The organism is Kosakonia cowanii JCM 10956 = DSM 18146, assembly GCF_001975225.1.
GTDB classification, from domain to species: Bacteria; Pseudomonadota; Gammaproteobacteria; order Enterobacterales; family Enterobacteriaceae; genus Kosakonia; species Kosakonia cowanii.
Genome location: NZ_CP019445.1, coordinates 2,890,819 through 2,908,680 on the forward strand (window position 1 = coordinate 2,890,819; position 17,862 = coordinate 2,908,680).

General features: G+C 54.2%; 15 protein-coding genes. 9 read left to right on the forward strand and 6 right to left on the reverse strand.

Annotated features, from left to right (window positions below; translation table 11 throughout):
• Nucleotides 1–153: 153 nt before the first annotated feature.
• A complete protein-coding gene (zapC, locus tag BWI95_RS13575) occupies nt 154–696 on the forward strand; it encodes a cell division protein ZapC (RefSeq protein ID WP_054803107.1) in 543 nt (180 codons plus the stop codon).
• Here the strand turns inward: zapC and BWI95_RS13580 are convergent.
• Nucleotides 693–1,802 (reverse strand): YcbX family protein, encoded by a 1,110-nt coding sequence (locus BWI95_RS13580; protein ID WP_054803108.1) that lies wholly within the window; start codon nt 1,800–1,802, stop codon nt 693–695. The two genes, zapC and BWI95_RS13580, sit on opposite strands and share 4 nt — an antisense overlap.
• A 100-nt stretch (nt 1,803–1,902) precedes the next feature.
• Here BWI95_RS13580 and rlmKL point away from each other — a divergent pair, with 100 nt between their 5' ends.
• The 6 genes from rlmKL to rmf all read left to right on the forward strand — a co-directional run bounded on the left by rlmKL (nt 1,903) and on the right by rmf (nt 9,836).
• Nucleotides 1,903–4,011 carry a bifunctional 23S rRNA (guanine(2069)-N(7))-methyltransferase RlmK/23S rRNA (guanine(2445)-N(2))-methyltransferase RlmL gene (rlmKL, locus tag BWI95_RS13585; RefSeq protein ID WP_054803109.1) on the forward strand — a complete coding sequence of 703 codons (2,109 nt, stop codon included), beginning with the start codon at nt 1,903–1,905 and terminating at the stop codon, nt 4,009–4,011.
• A 12-nt stretch (nt 4,012–4,023) separates the two neighbouring features.
• On the forward strand, nt 4,024–5,931 hold the full coding sequence (locus BWI95_RS13590) for an ABC transporter ATP-binding protein (RefSeq protein ID WP_054803110.1): 1,908 nt from the start codon (nt 4,024–4,026) through the stop codon (nt 5,929–5,931).
• Between the two features lie 11 nt (nt 5,932–5,942).
• Nucleotides 5,943–7,214: a membrane integrity-associated transporter subunit PqiA gene (pqiA, locus tag BWI95_RS13595; RefSeq protein ID WP_054803111.1), complete on the forward strand. Its 1,272-nt coding sequence runs from the start codon at nt 5,943–5,945 to the stop codon at nt 7,212–7,214.
• The gene (gene pqiB, locus BWI95_RS13600) at nt 7,204–8,844 is read left to right on the forward strand and encodes an intermembrane transport protein PqiB (RefSeq protein WP_076769643.1); all 1,641 of its coding nucleotides are present in this window, start codon (nt 7,204–7,206) and stop codon (nt 8,842–8,844) included. Before pqiA ends, pqiB begins: the two co-directional genes overlap by 11 nt.
• The gene (gene pqiC / locus BWI95_RS13605) at nt 8,841–9,413 is read left to right on the forward strand and encodes a membrane integrity-associated transporter subunit PqiC (RefSeq protein WP_054803112.1); all 573 of its coding nucleotides are present in this window, start codon (nt 8,841–8,843) and stop codon (nt 9,411–9,413) included. The genes pqiB and pqiC overlap by 4 nt, the downstream gene beginning before the upstream one ends.
• Nucleotides 9,414–9,668: 255 nt before the next feature.
• Nucleotides 9,669–9,836, forward strand: coding sequence for a ribosome modulation factor (rmf, locus tag BWI95_RS13610; protein ID WP_023481470.1), 168 nt, complete (start codon nt 9,669–9,671; stop codon nt 9,834–9,836).
• Between the two features lie 69 nt (nt 9,837–9,905).
• Here the strand turns inward: rmf and fabA are convergent, their stop codons facing one another.
• Together fabA and BWI95_RS13620 are read right to left on the reverse strand one after the other, a co-directional pair.
• Entirely contained in the window at nt 9,906–10,424 is a 519-nt protein-coding gene (gene fabA / locus BWI95_RS13615) for a bifunctional 3-hydroxydecanoyl-ACP dehydratase/trans-2-decenoyl-ACP isomerase (protein WP_023481591.1), read from the reverse strand.
• Nucleotides 10,425–10,508: 84 nt separating this feature from the next.
• Nucleotides 10,509–12,254, reverse strand: a complete 1,746-nt coding sequence (locus tag BWI95_RS13620; RefSeq protein ID WP_054803113.1) for an AAA family ATPase — start codon at nt 12,252–12,254, stop codon at nt 10,509–10,511.
• Nucleotides 12,255–12,436: 182 nt separating this feature from the next.
• Here BWI95_RS13620 and matP point away from each other — a divergent pair, with 182 nt between their 5' ends.
• Complete coding sequence (gene matP / locus BWI95_RS13625; RefSeq protein WP_023481810.1) at nt 12,437–12,889, forward strand: macrodomain Ter protein MatP; 453 nt, start codon at nt 12,437–12,439, stop codon at nt 12,887–12,889.
• Nucleotides 12,890–12,975: 86 nt separating this feature from the next.
• Here matP and ompA read toward each other — a convergent pair whose 3' ends face one another.
• Together ompA and sulA are read right to left on the reverse strand one after the other, a co-directional pair.
• Nucleotides 12,976–14,025 carry a porin OmpA gene (gene ompA / locus BWI95_RS13630; protein ID WP_023481315.1) on the reverse strand — a complete coding sequence of 350 codons (1,050 nt, stop codon included), beginning with the start codon at nt 14,023–14,025 and terminating at the stop codon, nt 12,976–12,978.
• 367 nt (nt 14,026–14,392) lie between these two features.
• Entirely contained in the window at nt 14,393–14,902 is a 510-nt protein-coding gene (gene sulA, locus BWI95_RS13640; RefSeq protein WP_076769644.1) for an SOS-induced cell division inhibitor SulA, read from the reverse strand.
• A gap of 216 nt (nt 14,903–15,118) precedes the next feature.
• Between sulA and BWI95_RS13645 the strand changes: the two genes are divergently transcribed.
• Nucleotides 15,119–15,739, forward strand: a complete 621-nt coding sequence (locus BWI95_RS13645; RefSeq protein ID WP_054803149.1) for a TfoX/Sxy family DNA transformation protein — start codon at nt 15,119–15,121, stop codon at nt 15,737–15,739.
• Here the strand turns inward: BWI95_RS13645 and yccS are convergent.
• Nucleotides 15,736–17,862, reverse strand: a complete 2,127-nt coding sequence (gene yccS, locus BWI95_RS13650) for a YccS family putative transporter (RefSeq protein WP_076769645.1) — start codon at nt 17,860–17,862, stop codon at nt 15,736–15,738. The genes BWI95_RS13645 and yccS overlap by 4 nt on opposite strands.

The window sequence follows — 17,862 nt, forward strand, 5'->3', positions numbered from 1 at the left end:
TGCGTAACCAGGGCTTTATTTCCGGCCCTGGTTGTTTTATATTCCGTCACTGTTGCTAATTTAAACATTTCAGTCTTCAATTATTAAGTTAATAAGCGAGGCGGCACAACGGATGAAAAAACAACAGGATGTTTAGGGGGAAAGGGGGAAACAATGCGAATTAAACCTGACGATAATTGGCGCTGGTATTTTGATGAAGAGCACGATCGTATGATGCTCGATTTAGCCAATGGTATGTTATTTCGCTCCCGATTCGCCCGTAAAATGCTGACGCCTGATGCCTTTTCCCCGTCTGGTTTTTGTGTTGATGACGCTGCGCTTTATTTCTCCTTCGATGAAAAATGCCGCGATTTAGAATTATCTAATGAGCAACGCGCCGAGCTGGTGCTCAATGCGCTGGTGGCAATCCGCTTTCTTAAACCGCAAATGCCGAAAAGCTGGCACTTTTTGAGCCACAACTCCCCGTGGACGCCCGCCACTGGCGATGGTGCCTGCGTCTGGTTAAGCGATACGCAAGAGTGCGTGAATTTGCTGGTGGTCGAGCCTGGAGAGAACGCGACGCTCTGCCTGCTGGCGCAGCCCGGCGTGGTGGTTGCCGGGCGCACGATGCAACTGGGCGATGCGATAAAGATCATGAACGATCGCCTGAAGCCGCAGCTTAATGCCGCGAGCCTCGCTTTCGAGCAGGCGGTTTAAGGTTCCAGCCGCAGCGACGTTTTCGGTACACAGCTGCAACTGAGGATAGTGTCATCCTCACCCAGCGCTGACTGTTTCAGCGCACTCACTTCCCCTTCGACTAAACGTATCCGGCAACAGCCGCAGATGCCTGCGCGACATGAGTAGGGCACGCGGATCCCCTGGTTTTCCAGCTGCTCCAGCAGCACCTGCTGGTTATTACCGCGAAAGGTCTGACCCTGCCACTCAATATCCACCGTGCCTGCGGGTTGCGCCTGCGGTTCAAGTGATTCAACGACCGCACCCGCGCCATACACTTTCGCCGGGCCGGTGGCCAGTACCGCAACCTCATCGCCGGTGCGAATTACGCCGCTGTTGCGGGCAATTAAATTCTGACCGAAGTCGACGTCGCCATTATCCTGCGCCGTGCGGAACTTTTGCAGTGTGGCGAGCGGCTCACCGGTAGGGTGTTTCTGACCGCGCTCGGGGCTGACGGTGGTAAAGATGCAGCGGCTGCACGGTTTAACCACGTCAAACACCACGTCGCCAATGCGCACCACTTTCCAGCTATCCTCCTCCCACGCCTGCGCCCCGGTCACCACCAGATTGGGGCGAAACTGCTCCATCTGTACGCTGGCAGGGCAACGTTGTTGCAGATCGCGCAACGAGGCTTCATTGGTTAACAGATAGGGAAAGCCATCGGCAAAGGAGAGGGGAACCTCTTCGTGGCGCTTAACGCGGCGGGTCGGATTTGTGCCCACCCAGCGCAGCTGCACCTCGCGGTCGAAAAAGCCGCTCAGCCACTGGTTGATGGCCGCAGGGGCAATCAGCGCCGTAAAGTGGTTGCCCCACACCTCGGTAGGTGCGGCGTCGGGGGAAAAATCGGCAAAGCGGATCACCGCACTACTACCGTCGGGCGCGGTCAGATGCAGGCCATCCGTTAAAGGCGAGGGCAGAAAACGCACCATCTGCGGAAACTGACGCGCGGTAATAAAGGTGCCATCAGGCTGCGTGACCATAAAAACCCGGTCAAACGCGAGGCCGCTGGCATCGGCGAGGGCATGCGTCAGGCCAATACCGCGCATGGATTTCACCGGATGGATATAAAGACGTGAAAGGGTAGGCACGTCTTCCTCCCTGTTAGACGAAAATAAGCCCTCAACTTTATGACATGAGGGCGAGATTAGCTATAATGCGCAACAATTTTCGTAGAGTGTAAGTGACATTATGATTTCTCTGTTTGCCAGTACGGCCCGTGGGCTGGAAGAGCTGTTAAAAACTGAACTTGAAAAACTCGGCGCCGTGGAGTGCCGCGTCGTTCAGGGTGGTGTCCATTTTGAAGGCGACACGCGGCTCCTGTACCAAAGCCTGATGTGGAGCCGCCTGGCCTCGCGCATTATGATGCCGCTGGGAGAGTGCAAGGTTTACAGCGACCTTGATCTCTATCTCGGCGTGCAGGCGATCAACTGGACAGAGATTTTCAACCCGGGCGCAACCTTTGCCGTGCACTTCAGCGGGCTGAACGATGAGATCCGCAACAGCCAGTACGGCGCGCTGAAAGTGAAAGATGCGATTGTCGACAGCTTTACGCGTAAAAACCTGCCGCGCCCGAACGTCGAACGTGAAATGCCGGATCTGCGCATTAACGTTTGGCTCAACCATGAAACGGCGCAAATCTCGCTCGATCTGAGCGGCGAAGGTCTGCACCTGCGCGGCTACCGCGATCGTACCGGCATCGCGCCGATCAAAGAGAACCTGGCCGCAGCAATTGTGATGCGCTCCGGCTGGCAGCCGGGCACGCCGCTGCTCGATCCGATGTGCGGCTCCGGCACGCTGCTGATTGAAGCTGCCATGGCGGCAACCGATCGCGCGCCTGGCCTGCACCGTGGCCACTGGGGTTTTAGCGGCTGGGCGCAGCATGATGATGCCATCTGGGGTGAAGTGAAAGCCGATGCGCAAAACCGCGCGCGCCAGGGGCTGGCGGCGTATGAATCCCGTTTTTATGGCTCTGATAGCGATGCCCGCGTCATTGAGAATGCCCGTAAAAACGCCCGTCGCGCCGGAATTGGCGAGCTGATTACCTTTGAAGCCAAAGATGTCGCGCAGCTCAGCAACCCATTGCCGCAAGGCCCGTACGGCACGGTTATCAGTAACCCGCCTTACGGCGAGCGTCTTGAGAGTGAACCGGCGCTGATCGCCCTGCACAGCCTGCTGGGTCGTCTGTTGAAAGCGCAGTTTGGCGGCTGGAACCTGTCGCTGTTTAGCGCCTCGGTCGATCTGCTCAACTGCCTGCAACTGCGCGCCGACCGTCAGTTCAAAGCCAAAAACGGCCCGCTCGACTGTGTGCAGAAAAACTACCATCTGGCGGAAAACACCGGCGAAGCGAAAGCGCCAGCGATGGCGGAAGATTTCGCTAACCGCCTGCGTAAAAACGTTAAGAAGCTGGAGAAGTGGGCACGTCAGGAGGGGATTGAGTGTTATCGCCTGTATGATGCCGATCTGCCGGACTACAACGTTGCCGTCGATCGCTATGCCGACTGGGTGGTGGTGCAGGAGTACGCCGCGCCGAAAACCATCGATGCACAAAAAGCGCGTCAACGCCTGTTCGATATTATTGCCGCCACCATTCACGTGCTCGGTATTGCGCCTAACAAGCTGGTGCTGAAAACCCGTGAGCGCCAGAAGGGCAATAATCAATACCAGAAGATGAACGAGAAGGGCGACTTTATCGAGGTGAGCGAATATAACGCGCGCCTGTGGGTCAACCTGACCGATTATCTGGATACCGGCCTGTTCCTCGATCACCGTATTGCCCGCCGCATGCTGGGCCAGATGAGCAAAGGCAAAGATTTCCTTAACCTTTTCGCCTACACCGGCAGCGCCAGCGTCCATGCGGGCCTCGGCGGCGCACGCTCAACCACCACCGTGGATATGTCCCGCACCTATCTGGAGTGGGCAGAGCGTAACCTGCGCCTTAATGGCTTAAGCGGCCGCGCACATCGCCTGATCCAGGCGGATTGCCTCGGCTGGCTGCAGGAGACCGATGAGCAGTTCGATCTCATCTTTATCGATCCGCCCACCTTCTCCAACTCCAAGCGCATGGAAGAGTCTTTTGATGTGCAGCGCGATCATATGCGCCTGATGGAAGACCTGAAGCGTCTGATGCGCAAAGGGGGCACCATTATGTTCTCCAATAACAAACGCGGTTTCCGTATGGATCTCGACGGGCTGGCGAAGCTGGGGCTTAAAGCACAAGAAATTACCCAAAAAACGCAGTCGCAGGATTTTGCCCGCAACCGTCAAATCCACAACTGCTGGCTGATTACCGCAGCCTGAAAGGATAAATAGATGTCATTAATTAGTATGCACGGCGCGTGGCTCTCATTCAGCGACGCACCGCTTCTTGATAATGCGGAACTGCATATCGAAGAGAATGAGCGCGTCTGTCTGGTTGGCCGTAACGGCGCAGGCAAATCGACGCTGATGAAGATCCTCAACCGGGAAGTGAATCTCGATGATGGTCGCATTGTTTATGAACAGGATTTAGTTGTTGCGCGTCTGCAGCAGGATCCGCCGCGCAATGTCAGCGGCAGCGTCTACGATTTCGTTGCCGAAGGTATCGAAGAGCAGGCAGAGTATCTCAAGCGTTATCACGAGGTTTCCCACCTGGTGATGACCGATCCGAGCGACAGAAACCTTGCCGAGCTGGCGCGCGTACAGGAGATGCTGGATCACCACGGCCTGTGGCAGCTGGAGAACCGCATCAATGAAGTGCTGGCGCAGCTTGGCCTGACGGCTGATATGTCGCTCTCAGCACTCTCCGGCGGCTGGCTGCGTAAGGCGGCGCTGGGGCGTGCGCTGGTCAGCGGGCCGCGCGTGCTGCTGCTTGATGAGCCAACCAACCACCTCGATATTGAAACCATCGACTGGCTGGAAGGGTTCCTGAAATCGTTCGGCGGCACCATTATCTTTATTTCGCACGACCGTTCGTTTATCCGCAATATGGCGACGCGTATTGTCGATCTCGATCGCGGCAAGCTGGTCTCCTATCCGGGCAATTACGACCAGTATCTGCTGGAGAAAGAGGAAGCGCTGCGCGTAGAGGATCTGCAAAACGCCGAGTTCGATCGCAAGCTGGCGCAGGAAGAGGTGTGGATCCGCCAGGGCATTAAGGCACGTCGTACCCGTAACGAAGGGCGCGTGCGCGCACTGAAAGCGATGCGCCGCGAGCGCAGCGAACGCCGTGAGGTGATGGGCAGCGCAAAAATGCAGGTCGAAGAGGCATCCCGCTCTGGCAAAATCGTCTTCGAGCTGGAGCATGTTGATTACGGCGTCGACGGTAAAGCGCTGGTGCGCGACTTCTCCACCCAGGTGCAGCGCGGCGATAAAATTGCGCTGATTGGCCCGAACGGCTGCGGTAAAACGACCCTGCTGAAGCTGATGCTTGAACAGTTGAAAGCCGATAGCGGCCGCGTTCACATTGGTACCAAGCTTGAAGTGGCCTACTTCGACCAGCATCGTGCTGAGCTGGATCCCGACAGAACCGTGATGGATAACCTGGCGGAAGGTAAGCAAGAAGTGATGGTCAACGGCAAGCCGCGCCATATTCTCGGCTACCTGCAGGACTTCCTGTTCCATCCGAAGCGGGCAATGACGCCGGTACGCGCGCTGTCAGGCGGGGAGCGTAACCGCCTGTTGCTGGCGCGGTTGTTCCTTAAACCCAGCAACTTGCTGATTCTCGATGAACCGACCAACGATTTGGATGTGGAAACCCTCGAACTGCTGGAAGAGCTGATTGATAGCTACCAGGGTACGGTTCTGCTGGTGAGCCACGACCGTCAGTTTGTTGATAACACCGTGACCGAATGCTGGATCTTCGAAGGCGAAGGGCGCATCGGGCAGTATGTTGGTGGTTATCACGATGCGCGCGGTCAGCAGGCGGCTTCGCAGGCGTTTAAACACGCTGCGGTGCAGAAAAGTGCCGAGGCGCCTGCCGCCAAAGCAGAAACTGTTAAACGCAGCGCCAACAAACTAAGCTATAACCTGCAGCGTGAGCTGGAACAGCTGCCGCAAAAGCTGGAACAGCTGGAAGCAGAGCTGGAAAGCTTGCAGGCGCAGGTAGCGGATGCAAGTTTCTTCAGCCAGCCGCACGATCATACGCAAAAAGTCCTCGCTGATATGGCGTCAGCCGAGCAGGCACTGGAAGCGGCGTTTGAACGCTGGGAGTATCTGGAGGCGCTGAAAAACGGCGCATAGAGGAAAGCGGTATGTGTGAACACCACCATCATGGCACGCGCCACATTCTCTGCTCGCAATGTGACATGCTGGTGGCGTTACCGTCGCTGCAACATGGACACCGGGCGGCGTGCCCGCGCTGCGGCACAACCCTGACGACCGAATGGCAGGAGCCGCGGCAGCGTCCGACGGCGTACGCCTTCGTCGCCCTGTTTATGCTGCTGCTCTCTAATCTCTTCCCCTTCGTCAATATGCAGGTGGCGGGCATCGGCAGCGAAGTGACGCTGCTTGAGATCCCAAGCGTCATGTTTTCTGAAGACTACGCCAGCCTTGGCACGCTCTTCCTGCTTTTTGTCCAGCTGGTGCCTGCCTTCTGCCTTATCACTATCCTGCTGCTGGTTAACCGGGTGCGGATGGATTTTCGCCTTAAAATCGCGCTGGCGCGGGTGCTGTTTCAGCTGAAAAGCTGGGGCATGGCGGAGATTTTTCTTGCTGGCGTGCTGGTGAGCTTCGTTAAACTGATGGCCTATGGCGATATCGGCATCGGCAGCAGTTTCATTCCGTGGTGCCTCTTTTGCCTGCTGCAGCTGCGCGCGTTTCAGTGCGTCGATCGCCACTGGCTATGGGATGATATCGCGCCTGCGCCTGTACTTGAGCAACCTCTGCGTGCGGGCATTACCGGGATCCGTCAGGGGCTGCGCTCTTGCCCCTGCTGCACGGCAATAGTCCCGATGGATAATCCGGTTTGTCCGCGATGTCATACGCGCGGTTATGTCCGGCGACGCCACAGCATTCAGTGGACGCTGGCACTGCTCGTCACAGCGATCATGCTCTATCTGCCGGCCAATATTTTGCCGATCATGATAACGGATCTGCTGGGCGATCCGACGCCATCGACCATACTGGCGGGGGTGGTGCTGTTATGGAGCGAGGGCTCCTATCCCGTAGCGCTGGTGATTTTTATTGCCAGCATTATGGTGCCGACGCTGAAAATGATCGGTATTGCCTGGCTCTGCATTGATGCGAAAGGCTACGGCAGACGTGACAGTGAACGGATGCATTTTATTTATGAGGTGGTCGAGTTTGTTGGCCGCTGGTCAATGATTGATGTCTTTGTTATTGCAGTGCTATCTGCGTTAGTTCGCATTGGCGGGCTGATGAATATCTATCCTGCAATGGGTGCGCTAATGTTTGCGCTGGTCGTTATTATCACGATGTTTGCGGCGATGACTTTCGACCCGCGTCTCAGTTGGGATCGGGAGCCACAAACGCACCATGAGGAGTTGTCAGAGCATGGAGAATAAACAGGGCGAAGCCCAGGTGCAAAAAGTTAGGAACTGGTCACCGGTCTGGATTTTCCCGATCGTTACCGCGCTGATTGGCGCCTGGATCCTCTTTTATCACTACAGCCATCAGGGGCCGGAAGTGACGTTGATCACCACCAATGCTGAGGGCATTGTCGGCGGGAAAACGCCAATTAAAAGCCGCAGCGTGGATGTCGGCGTCGTGGAGAGCACCACGTTGACCGATGATTTAACCCACGTGGAGATCAAGGCGCGCCTCAACTCCGGCATGGAAAAACTGCTGCATAACGATTCGGTATTCTGGGTGGTAAAACCGCAGGTCGGTCGTGAAGGGGTCAGTGGCCTCGGAACGCTGCTCTCGGGTGCCTATATTGAACTTCAGCCGGGTGCTAAAGGCAGCGTGCCCGATCAATATACCCTGCTGGATGCCCCTCCGCTGGCACCGCCGGATGCCAAAGGTATCCGCGTGATCCTCGACAGCAGCAAGGCGGGTCAACTCTCACCTGGCGATCCGGTGCTGTTCCGTGGCTATCGTGTGGGCTCGGTTGAAACCAGTAACTTTGATACGCAAAAACGGACCATGACCTATCAGCTCTTCATCAATGCGCCGAACGATCGGCTGGTGACCAGCAATGTCCGCTTCTGGAAAGATAGCGGTATTGCCGTCGATCTCACCTCTGCCGGGATGCGTGTCGAAATGGGATCGCTGGCGACGCTGTTTGGCGGCGGCGTCAGTTTTGATATCCCGGATGGGCTGGACTTAGGGCAGCCGGTGGCGGAGAAGAGCGCCTTTAAACTGTATGACGATCAGCGCAGTATCCAGGACTCGCTCTACACCGATCATGTCGACTACCTGATGTTCTTTAAGGATTCGATTCGCGGCCTGCAGCCGGGTGCGCCGGTGGAGTTCCGCGGTATTCGCCTTGGAACCGTGAGCAAGGTGCCATTTTTTAACCCGGGCATGCGCCAGGCGCTGAACGATGATTACCGCATTCCGGTTCTGATCCGCATTGAGCCTGAGCGGCTGGCGAATCAGCTGGGGCAGGATGCAGATATGACCGCGCATATGAAAGAACTGCTTAATCGTGGCCTGCGCGCATCGCTGAAGACCGGGAATATCGTCACCGGCGCGCTGTATGTCGATCTCGACTTCTACAGTAATGCGCCGCCGATGAAAGAGTTCACTGAGTTTGAGGGCTACCCGATCATCCCGACGATGAGCGGCGGCCTGGCGCAAATCCAGCAGCGACTGATGGATACGCTGGATAAGATTAACAACCTGCCGCTCAATCCAATGATTCAGCAGGCGACAAATACGCTGTCGGAGAGCCAGCAAACCCTTAAACGTCTGCAAACGACGCTGGATAATCTGAATAAATTGACTGCCAGCCAGTCAATGCAGCAGCTTCCGGCAGATATGCAGTCTACGCTGCGCGAGCTTAATCGCAGTATGCAAGGCTTCCAGCCGGGGTCGGCCGCCTACAACAAGATGGTGGCGGATATGCAGCGTCTGGATCAGGTGTTACGGGAACTGCAGCCGGTGCTGAAGACGCTGAACGATAAGAGCAATGCGCTGGTATTCGAAGCGAAAGGGAAAGACGATCCGCAGCCGAAGAGGGCGAAACAATGAGAAAGAGCGCACTGGCGATGCTTGTCCTGTTATTAGCCGCCTGCAGCAGCGGCGGCGATAACAAAAGTTACTACCAGCTACCGTCGCCGTCGGTAACCACGACGCAGTCGATGAACGGGCAAACCCAGGGCAATCGCCAGCTCTGGGTAGAGCAGGTCTCTGTGCCGGACTATCTGGCCGGCAATGGCGTGGTGTATCAAACCAGCGATGTGCAATACGTTATTGCCAATAACAATCTCTGGGCCAGCCCGCTCGATCAACAGTTGCGTAATACGCTGGTGGCGAACCTGGGCAATGCCTTACCCGGCTGGGTTGTGGCATCGCAGCCGCTGGGCAGCGAGCAGGACACGCTGAATGTGACGGTAACCGGTTTTCACGGCCGCTATGACGGGCGCGTTATTGTCAGCGGCGAATGGCTGCTTAAGCATCAGGGCAGCTTAATTAAGCGGCCTTTCCATATCGAGCTGAAGCAGCAAGAAGATGGTTACGATGCGATGGTGAAAACGCTGGCGCAAGGCTGGCAGCAGGAAGCCGCCAGTATCGCTGCGGAGCTGAACCGTCTGCCATAAGTAGATTTAATGATCAAAGAAGCCGCAGCGGGCCTTTACTTGCTGCGGCTTTTTTTGTTTTTGTGCTCATAAACTTAGTCAGGCGATTGTGTGTTTGTTGTACAAACGAAGTTTTGTCCAGGTCACATTTATGACACTGGCGTGAATTTTGCGCATTGACGACGCGGTTCATTCAAGGTATTTGTGACCTGTGGTTGCACATTAAGTGACCACTGTTTTCTTTTCCACCAGATAAAAGAATGAGGGAAACGAGGCATGAAGAGACAAAAACGCGATCGCCTGGAACGGGCACATCAACGTGGTTATCAGGCTGGTATTACGGGGCGCTCGAAAGAGATGTGTCCGTACCAAACCCTGAATCAAAGGTCCGAGTGGCTTGGAGGCTGGCGACAGGCCATGGAGGACAGGGCAGTGACTGCCTGATTCTGTCTCTTTAGAAAAAGAAACCTCCGCAATGCGGAGGTTTCGCGTTTTGGCAGGGTTACGCTGCTATCAGAAAGCAGAGGTATCCTGGAACAGACCGACCTTCAGATCGGATGCTGTGTAGATAAGACGATCGTCAACCAGCACTTCACCATCAGCCAGACCCATGATCAAACGACGGTTAACGATGCGTTTGAAATGAATGCGGTAGGTGACTTTTTTCGCTGTCGGCAGAACCTGACCGGTAAATTTCACTTCACCTACGCCAAGCGCACGGCCTTTGCCTTCGCCGCCCAGCCAGCCGAGGTAGAAACCAACCAGCTGCCACATGGCATCAAGACCGAGGCAGCCCGGCATAACCGGATCGCCGATGAAGTGGCAACCGAAGAACCACAGGTCCGGATTGATATCCAGTTCAGCTTCAACGTAGCCTTTATCGAAGTTACCGCCGGTCTCGGACATTTTAACCACACGGTCCATCATCAGCATATTCGGAGCCGGTAATTGCGGGCCTTTTTCGCCAAACAGTTCGCCGCGACCAGAGGCAAGAAGATCTTCTTTTGTATAGGATTCGCGTTTATCTACCATGTTCTTAATAAGCCTTATTTGTAATTTCGCACGCAGGATAGCTAACACGTGTACGCTGAACAAGTCCGATCAGTTAACAGTGAACTAGTTTAGCCAGCGTAACGGCCAGGGAAAGCGATGGCGAGCCTCTTGTTGGGTTGCCTGCGCGATACGTTCGAGAATGATTTGCTTGAGGTTAGTTTGCCCTTCAGCGTCCCATGCCAGACCCATCAATAAGGGTAGCGCATCTGTCACATCATCCACTGCCCAGATGGAAAATTGCTTCGCCTCAATGGCATCCAGCAACTCCTGGCGTAAACACAAATGCCGAACATTCGCCGAAGGAATGATGACCCCTTGCTCGCCGGTCAGTTCACGTTGCTGGCAGATGGCGAAAAAGCCTTCAATTTTTTCGTTTAAACCACCGACCGGCTGGCAACGACCAAACTGATCGACTGAGCCGGTGATAGCAAGGCGTTGATTGACCGGCACCTCTGCCAGGGCACTGATCAGCGCGCAAAGCTCAGCCATTGAAGCGCTGTCGCCATCCACTTCACTGTAAGACTGTTCAAAGGTGAGTGAGGCAGAGAAGGGTATTTGTTGTTCAAGGTCCAGCTCGGACATCAGAAACGCCTGCATGATCATCATCCCTTTCGCATGGATGTTGCCACCGAGTTCCGCTTTGCGCTCAATGTCATTGAATTCACCGTCACCGATATGCACAACGCAGCTGATGCGCGAGGGTTCGCCAAAGGCGCGTGGGTGGCCCGGGAATTCAATCACGGAAAGGGCATTAACCTGGCCGATGCGTTCCCCTTCGGTTTCGATAAGGATCTGCTCAAGCAGGATCTCATCCTGCATCCGCTCCGCAAGGAATCCTTCTCGCCACTCACGCTGAGCAAGCATGGTGGTCAGGGCATCGTTATCAAAGGTATCGTCAGCCGTTAATGCCGCAACTTCGCGCAGTTGGCGTGAAAGCCACAAAGGGCAGAGCGGTAATGTTTCTTGATCGCCGGTATAACGCACGGCTTCACGAATTAGCGTGGCCCAGGCATCTGCCGCCGGCGTCGGTAACTGTGTGGCGCTGGCCGTTTGTTCTACCCACTGACGCCATACGCGCAGTGTGTCGCTATCTGTAACCTGCAGGGTTTCTTCGTATTCGCTATAAATCGCCTGTGCAGCGAGTTCCGGCTCCATCTCCTGGAACTCTGCCAGCGAGTCGCGCTCGCCGACCAGCACAACTTTCAGATCCAGCGGCATAGACGGTACCGACACTGGAAGTGGGCGTGACTCGTCAAACGACACCCAGTCGAAACGGCGCTGCGTCACCATGGTTTTCAGACGCATCCAGAGTAATGGTTGAGCTAAAAGAGCACGCAACGAAATCAGTAATACGCCGCCGTTTGCCTGATGAACCAGGCCAGGCTGAAGGGTGATCTCTTGATTAAACTGACGCAGACAACCGAACAGCTGCTCGGCTTCAACCCAGTCGGCAATCACAACCGGCTGCTTACCGACGAAATTACTCTCGGGATCGGTGGTGGGTTCGAAACGCACGATTGAGCCGGTAATATCGTACTGGCCGCCTGCAGGCGTGAGAGGGGCAGGCAGTAGCGAGGCGAGCGTTTCACCAATAAGCGTCAGATATTCGGCTTCTTCTGGCGCTTTTGTCAGTAAAAAGCGCGAGATTGCGCGCGGGTAGAGCAACTGCTCAAGTGCATAGTGCAATCGGGGCTGAGTATCAGCCAGTGAGAAGTCCGTTTCGCTCGCTAATGCGGACGATTCAAACACGTCCTGATAGCTGTCTGCGTCAGGAACCAGGTCGTTCCATTCAAGTTTTGTAGTGGTCAAAGTCGTTATTTTAGTCAGCTGTAAAAGGCGGGATTATACCGTAAACGCTGGCGCATCACACAATGATTACAACTTTCAGCCAGCCTCACCCGGCAGATCGACTGTTCCTGGTGATTTCTTCTGAGCAGAGTCTTAAAAAACTGATATTCTGGACTCAGTTACGCGGTTACGTTGAGAGAGAAATGAAATATCAACAACTGGAAAATCTCGAAAGCGGCTGGAAATGGAAGTATCTGGTTAAAAAGCACCGTGAAGGGGAGTTGATCACCCGCTATGTGGAAGCCAGCGCGGCGAAAGAGGCCGTCGATAATTTATTGACCCTCGAAAATGAGCCCGTGCGTGTTAACGCCTGGATTGAGCAGCATATTAATCCGGCGTTGATCAATCGGATGAAGCAGACTATTCGTGCGCGTCGTAAGCGGCACTTTAATGCCGAGCATCAGCATACGCGCAAGAAATCAATCGACCTGGAGTTTGTTGTCTGGCAACGACTGGCGGGGCTGGCGCAACGCCGCGGAAAGACCCTTTCCGAAACGATTGTGCAATTGATTGAGGATGCTGAGCATAAAGAGAAGTATGCGTCGAAAATGTCGACAATAAAGCACGACTTGCAGGCGCTGCTTGGAAAAGAGTAGTCAACCGCCTTCCTGATTCTTCCCCTTTTCAAACGCTACATAATAAAAAACCCCGCGCAATGGCGGGGTTTTTTCTGACGGAGAACTTAAGCCTGCGGCTGAGTTACAACGTCTTTGATACCTTTAACTTCGATCTCAACGCGACGATCCGGACCCAGGCAATCGATCAGAGCAGCGCGTGCTTTCACGTTGTCACAGGTGTTGCCGGTAACTGGGTTAGATTCACCCATGCCACGTGCGGAGATTTTGTTAGCCGGGATACCTTTAGAAACCAGGTAATCAACAACGGACTGAGCACGTTTCTCAGACAGACCCTGGTTGTAAGAGTCAGAACCGATGCGGTCGGTGAAGCCCAGAACCACTACGGAACCGTCTTTCGGATCCAGGTTGCTCAGCTGGCTGTACAGCTGATCCAGTGCCTGCTGACCTTCCGGTTTCAGGGTAGCTTTGTTGAAGGTGAACAGAACGTCAGACTTCAGAGTGAAGTGCTTGGTCTGTACTTCCGGAGCCGGAGCCGGAGTCGGAGCAACTACCGGTGCGGAATCTTCCTGCTGACCGAAACGGTAAGAAACACCTAAGCTCAGCAGACCGTTGTCCGGACGACCACCAACGGTGTTCGCGTCACCAATGTTGTTAGTCCACTGGTATTCCAGACGGGTAGCGATATCACGGGTAACTGCCCACTCAACACCACCAGCGAAGACCGGAGAAACGCCGGTATCGTGATCTTTGAAGCCCTGGTTGTTTTTAGCGTCTGCACGCCAAACCATACCACCCAGACGGGTGTACAGGTCAACGTCATCAGCAATCGGGTAACCCAGTTTAGCGGTCAGCTGAACGCCCTGAGCTTTGAATGCGCCGTTTACATCGCTGCCTTTGTACGGCATGCGACCCAGCCAGTCATAGCCCATTTCAAAGCCAACGTACGGGTTAACCTGATAACCACCGAACGCACCAGCGCCTAACTGGCTCTCGTGAGTCGGGCCATTGTTAGGGATCTGGTTGTTACCAACATCGTGGAACTGAGACCAGCCCAGTTTAGCACCGGTGTACCAGGTGTTATCTTTCGGAGCGGCCTGCGCTACGGTAGCGAAGCCAGCCAGTGCCACTGCAATCGCGATAGCTGTCTTTTTCATTTTTTGCGCCTCGTTATCATCCAAAAATCGCCATGGAAATCTCGTCGAGAAGTCACGGTTAAATCCTTCACCGGGGGCATTGCTCACTGACAACTCTGCAGATATCTTTACCGATATCTTTGGCTTATGCCGAGCACCCCTGGCGATGTAAAGTCTACAACGTAGTTGGAAACTTACAAGTGTGAAGTCCGTCAGGCATATGAAAAAAAAGGCTTTGTGTACACAAAATTTAACATTTGTGCTCAGATATCGTTCATCATTGATGTATGGCAAACCACGCCGCACAAGCTTTGCGGCTCTATTTAGCTAATAAATAGGGGATACTGGAAGCTGCGAAAAATAATCCCAGGAAAACTCCTAAATTTACTCAATGATACAAATTTGAGTGAATTTTTATCCCGGAAAGCTGTCTCGCAGCGAGGGGATTGCGACGAATTGGACGCATAACAAAGCCAATCGCATTACCTTCTTCGGCTGCCGATGCCAGGCGGCGATGTTCATCTTCCGTCAACTCCTCAGTATGCCAGCCAATGACAACGCTGAAATTACCGGTCCGTAACGCCCGGATCATGGAGTCCAGCGTAACCCCGGGAGAGAGTTGATTAATCTGCATCACTTTGGTCAGCGGCAAGCCAGCAGACTGAACCCACTCACGGCTTAATTTCTGTTGCGGTGTTAACCACAGCTGCCAGCGCGACTGTTGACCAAGCTGCTGTAGCAGTGGCAGCAATAATAACTGAGTCATCATGGGCTGGTCTTCATGGTAAACCACTTCGCTAATTAGCCCGGTAGCGAGAGTATTCGATTCGCTCTGGTTCAATTTGTTAATCGCGGAAGCGGATGTTTTAGAACGATTTGCATAGCCTGAAGTGTGCATAAGCAATCCAGCCCTCTGAGTTACTGTATAAACATACAGTACCCGTTGAGTGTTTAAAGATCAACCTCAATTTCTGAAAGCATCTCGCATTTTTGTTTTGTGGATGCGGCTCAATACAAAATTTGCTTGCCGTCGCGCGCGCAGTTGCCTATGTTCCTGATTACTGGATCCGCTTACGGAAAAACGCATTACCAGGTGATTTATAAAGGAAAAATCATGGAAGACCTATCTTATCAACGGATATATCAATCGCGCGAATATCTCACTTCACTCGGACAAATTAGCCATCGCGCCCACTTTGGTGGTTATAGCCTTGCAGTGGATAACATCGTTTTTGCGATGATAGCCGAGGGGAAACTCTACTTACGCGCCTGTGATGAAAGCGCGCAGTATGACGTCGTCCGGCGTGCACCGCTTTTAAGTCTCAACAAGCGGGGGCGTCAGATATCGTTAAATTATTTTTATGTCAGCGACAATGTATGGGGTGACCGCGGCTTGCTGCTGAAGCTTTCTACACTTGCGCTTGATGCAGCACGGCGGGAGAAAACACAGCGCGAAAAACTTTTTCGCCTGCGCGATCTACCCAATCTTTCCAGTCAACTCGAGTTTCAATTGCAGCAGGCCGGCATCAAAGATGCGCAAATCCTGCGGCTACTTGGTGCGAAAGTTTGCTGGCTCAGACTTCGGAAAATGAATAAACAACTCAGTGTAAAAGTGTTATTTGCACTGGAAGGGGCCATCGTCGGCATTCATGAAGCAGCGCTTCCGGCAAGTCGTCGCCAGGCGCTGCTTGAGTGGTCTAATGATGTGATCAATAAAGGAGCTAACCCTCTCTAGACTATTTGGCTTTTTAAACGAGAAACTTCCGGCAATAACGCTATCAACAGGCCAACCTGTTGTAATACAAGCGGCTCTTTGCTGTCAGGGCGCGGATCCAGTTGCTTGATGCGCTGCGATAAATCAGCAAGCGCATCCTGCACCCGCCCCTGATCGGCAGGCGAATGGTGGAGGGCATCATCCACATAACACACCGCGTCATCCAGCAGACGCAACACTTCAGGTTGGGTTAATTGCTCGCGATGGGCCCCCAGCGCAGAAATGTAGCTTATAAAAGTCTGATTAAGGCACAGCAATCTGAACGCCACTTCACGGAGTTCAGGTGAGGTACCTGGTTCCGAAGACATATTCGATACTACCGAAGCCAGTTCGGCATCGCGGTTGTAAGCGTTACGCCTGGCGATGCGATAGGCAAGGCGATTATCACGTCCTTGATGATACTGCTCGAGGATCGCGTCAAGATAACGGCAGTTGGCGTTAAATGCCTTCTCCGTGACGCTCGCCAGGTTCCTGAAACGCCAGTCCGGCCAGATAAAGCTCACTGCCGCCCAGGCGATAGCGCAGCCAATCAACGTATCGATAATGCGTGGAATAGCGACTTCGAACCCTTCCCCGAGCAGGTTGAAACAGAGCAAAACCAGCAGCGTGATGAACATTGTGGCATGGGCATATTGCACCGTGCGGAATGAGAAAAAGAGCACGCCAGTAATAACAATCAGCAGCAACTGTCCCTCTTGGGAAGGAACAAAATAGAGTACCGGCAAACCGATAGCCACACCTATCAGCGTGCCGATGACGCGCAAGCTCAGACGATGGCGCGTGGCATTATAGTTCGGCTGGCAAACGAACAGGCTGGTTAACAGGATCCAGTAGCCATGTTGTAAACCGGTGAGATGGATAAAGGCGTAGCCGATACAGAGCACCACCGACATACGTACTGCATGGCGAAAGAGGGCAGATTCGGGTGTCACATTTTGGCGCAGGCGTAACCAGACGTCGTGTAAGCCGTTCAGGCTGTCGTCGGCGAGCTGATTTTCTGTCTCGCCATGAGCCTGAGGATGAGGCTGTCCTGATTCAATCGCTGCCAGTTGCGCGTCGATCGCGCGTAGATTGTCGAGTAAAAAACCGAGTGCTTTGACATGTTCGGGAGTCGTTTCCCCGCTGTTTTTTATCCGCGCCAGCGCGGCGTCAAGGTGAAGGAATACCCGTTCAAATCGACCGTCATGCTGATAGGGCTCGCGCAGCAAAATCGCGCGGGAGAGCTGCGCGCAGGCTTGAGACTGCATCGAAAGAAGACGTTGAAAGCGGAACATCACGTCGCTATAGCGAAAATGCTCGCGCAGGGTTTGATACTGAATATGCGATGAGCTCGCGCGTTCATGAATATCTTGTGCGGCAAAGTAGTAATGCAGCGCCTGACGCGTGCTTCGCTGCCCACGATCGCCCCGTAAACGGGTGAGCATCGTGCCCTTTGTCTGATTAAGCGTGGTAACCAGTTGGCTATTAGATAAGGCGAGTTCATATAAAGGTGCCTGGCTGGCTTCCTCAATATCAGGATCGAAAAGGCGTGATTTCAGCTCCAGATAGTGCGCTAGCTGCTCATAGCAGCGAGCCAGGTTGTCCTGCAGCGCGCGAATGGGGAATACAAGATGCCCGACCAGCGTCAGGAGGTTGAACCATACGGCTCCAGCCAGCAACAGCAAAGGTTGCTGGTACCAGTGCTCGAAAAGCGACACGCCCAGCATGGTGTAAACGGCAATCAGCAGCGCACCAAAGGCAATAGTGGCATATCGTTGACCCAACCCTCCCAGTAAAATAAAGCCGATAGTGGAGCTGACCAGGCCAAGTGCGAACAGCCATGGCCAGGGGAATAGCAGCTCCACCGATGCCGAGGCGATAAAAAAGGAGACCAGCGTAATGACCAGGTTTTTTAACCGCCCGGTAAGACGGTCATCGAGGTCGGCCAGCGCAGCAGCAACCACGCCAAGGGTTAATGGAATGGTCAGTTTAACTTCGCCAAGGTGCCACGGTAACGCAGCGGTGCCGCAAAGGGCGATAAAGATCCTGACGTTATACAGCCAGGCGCTGTTCCATGTGTAACGACGAAGCAAGGGGCTCAACAT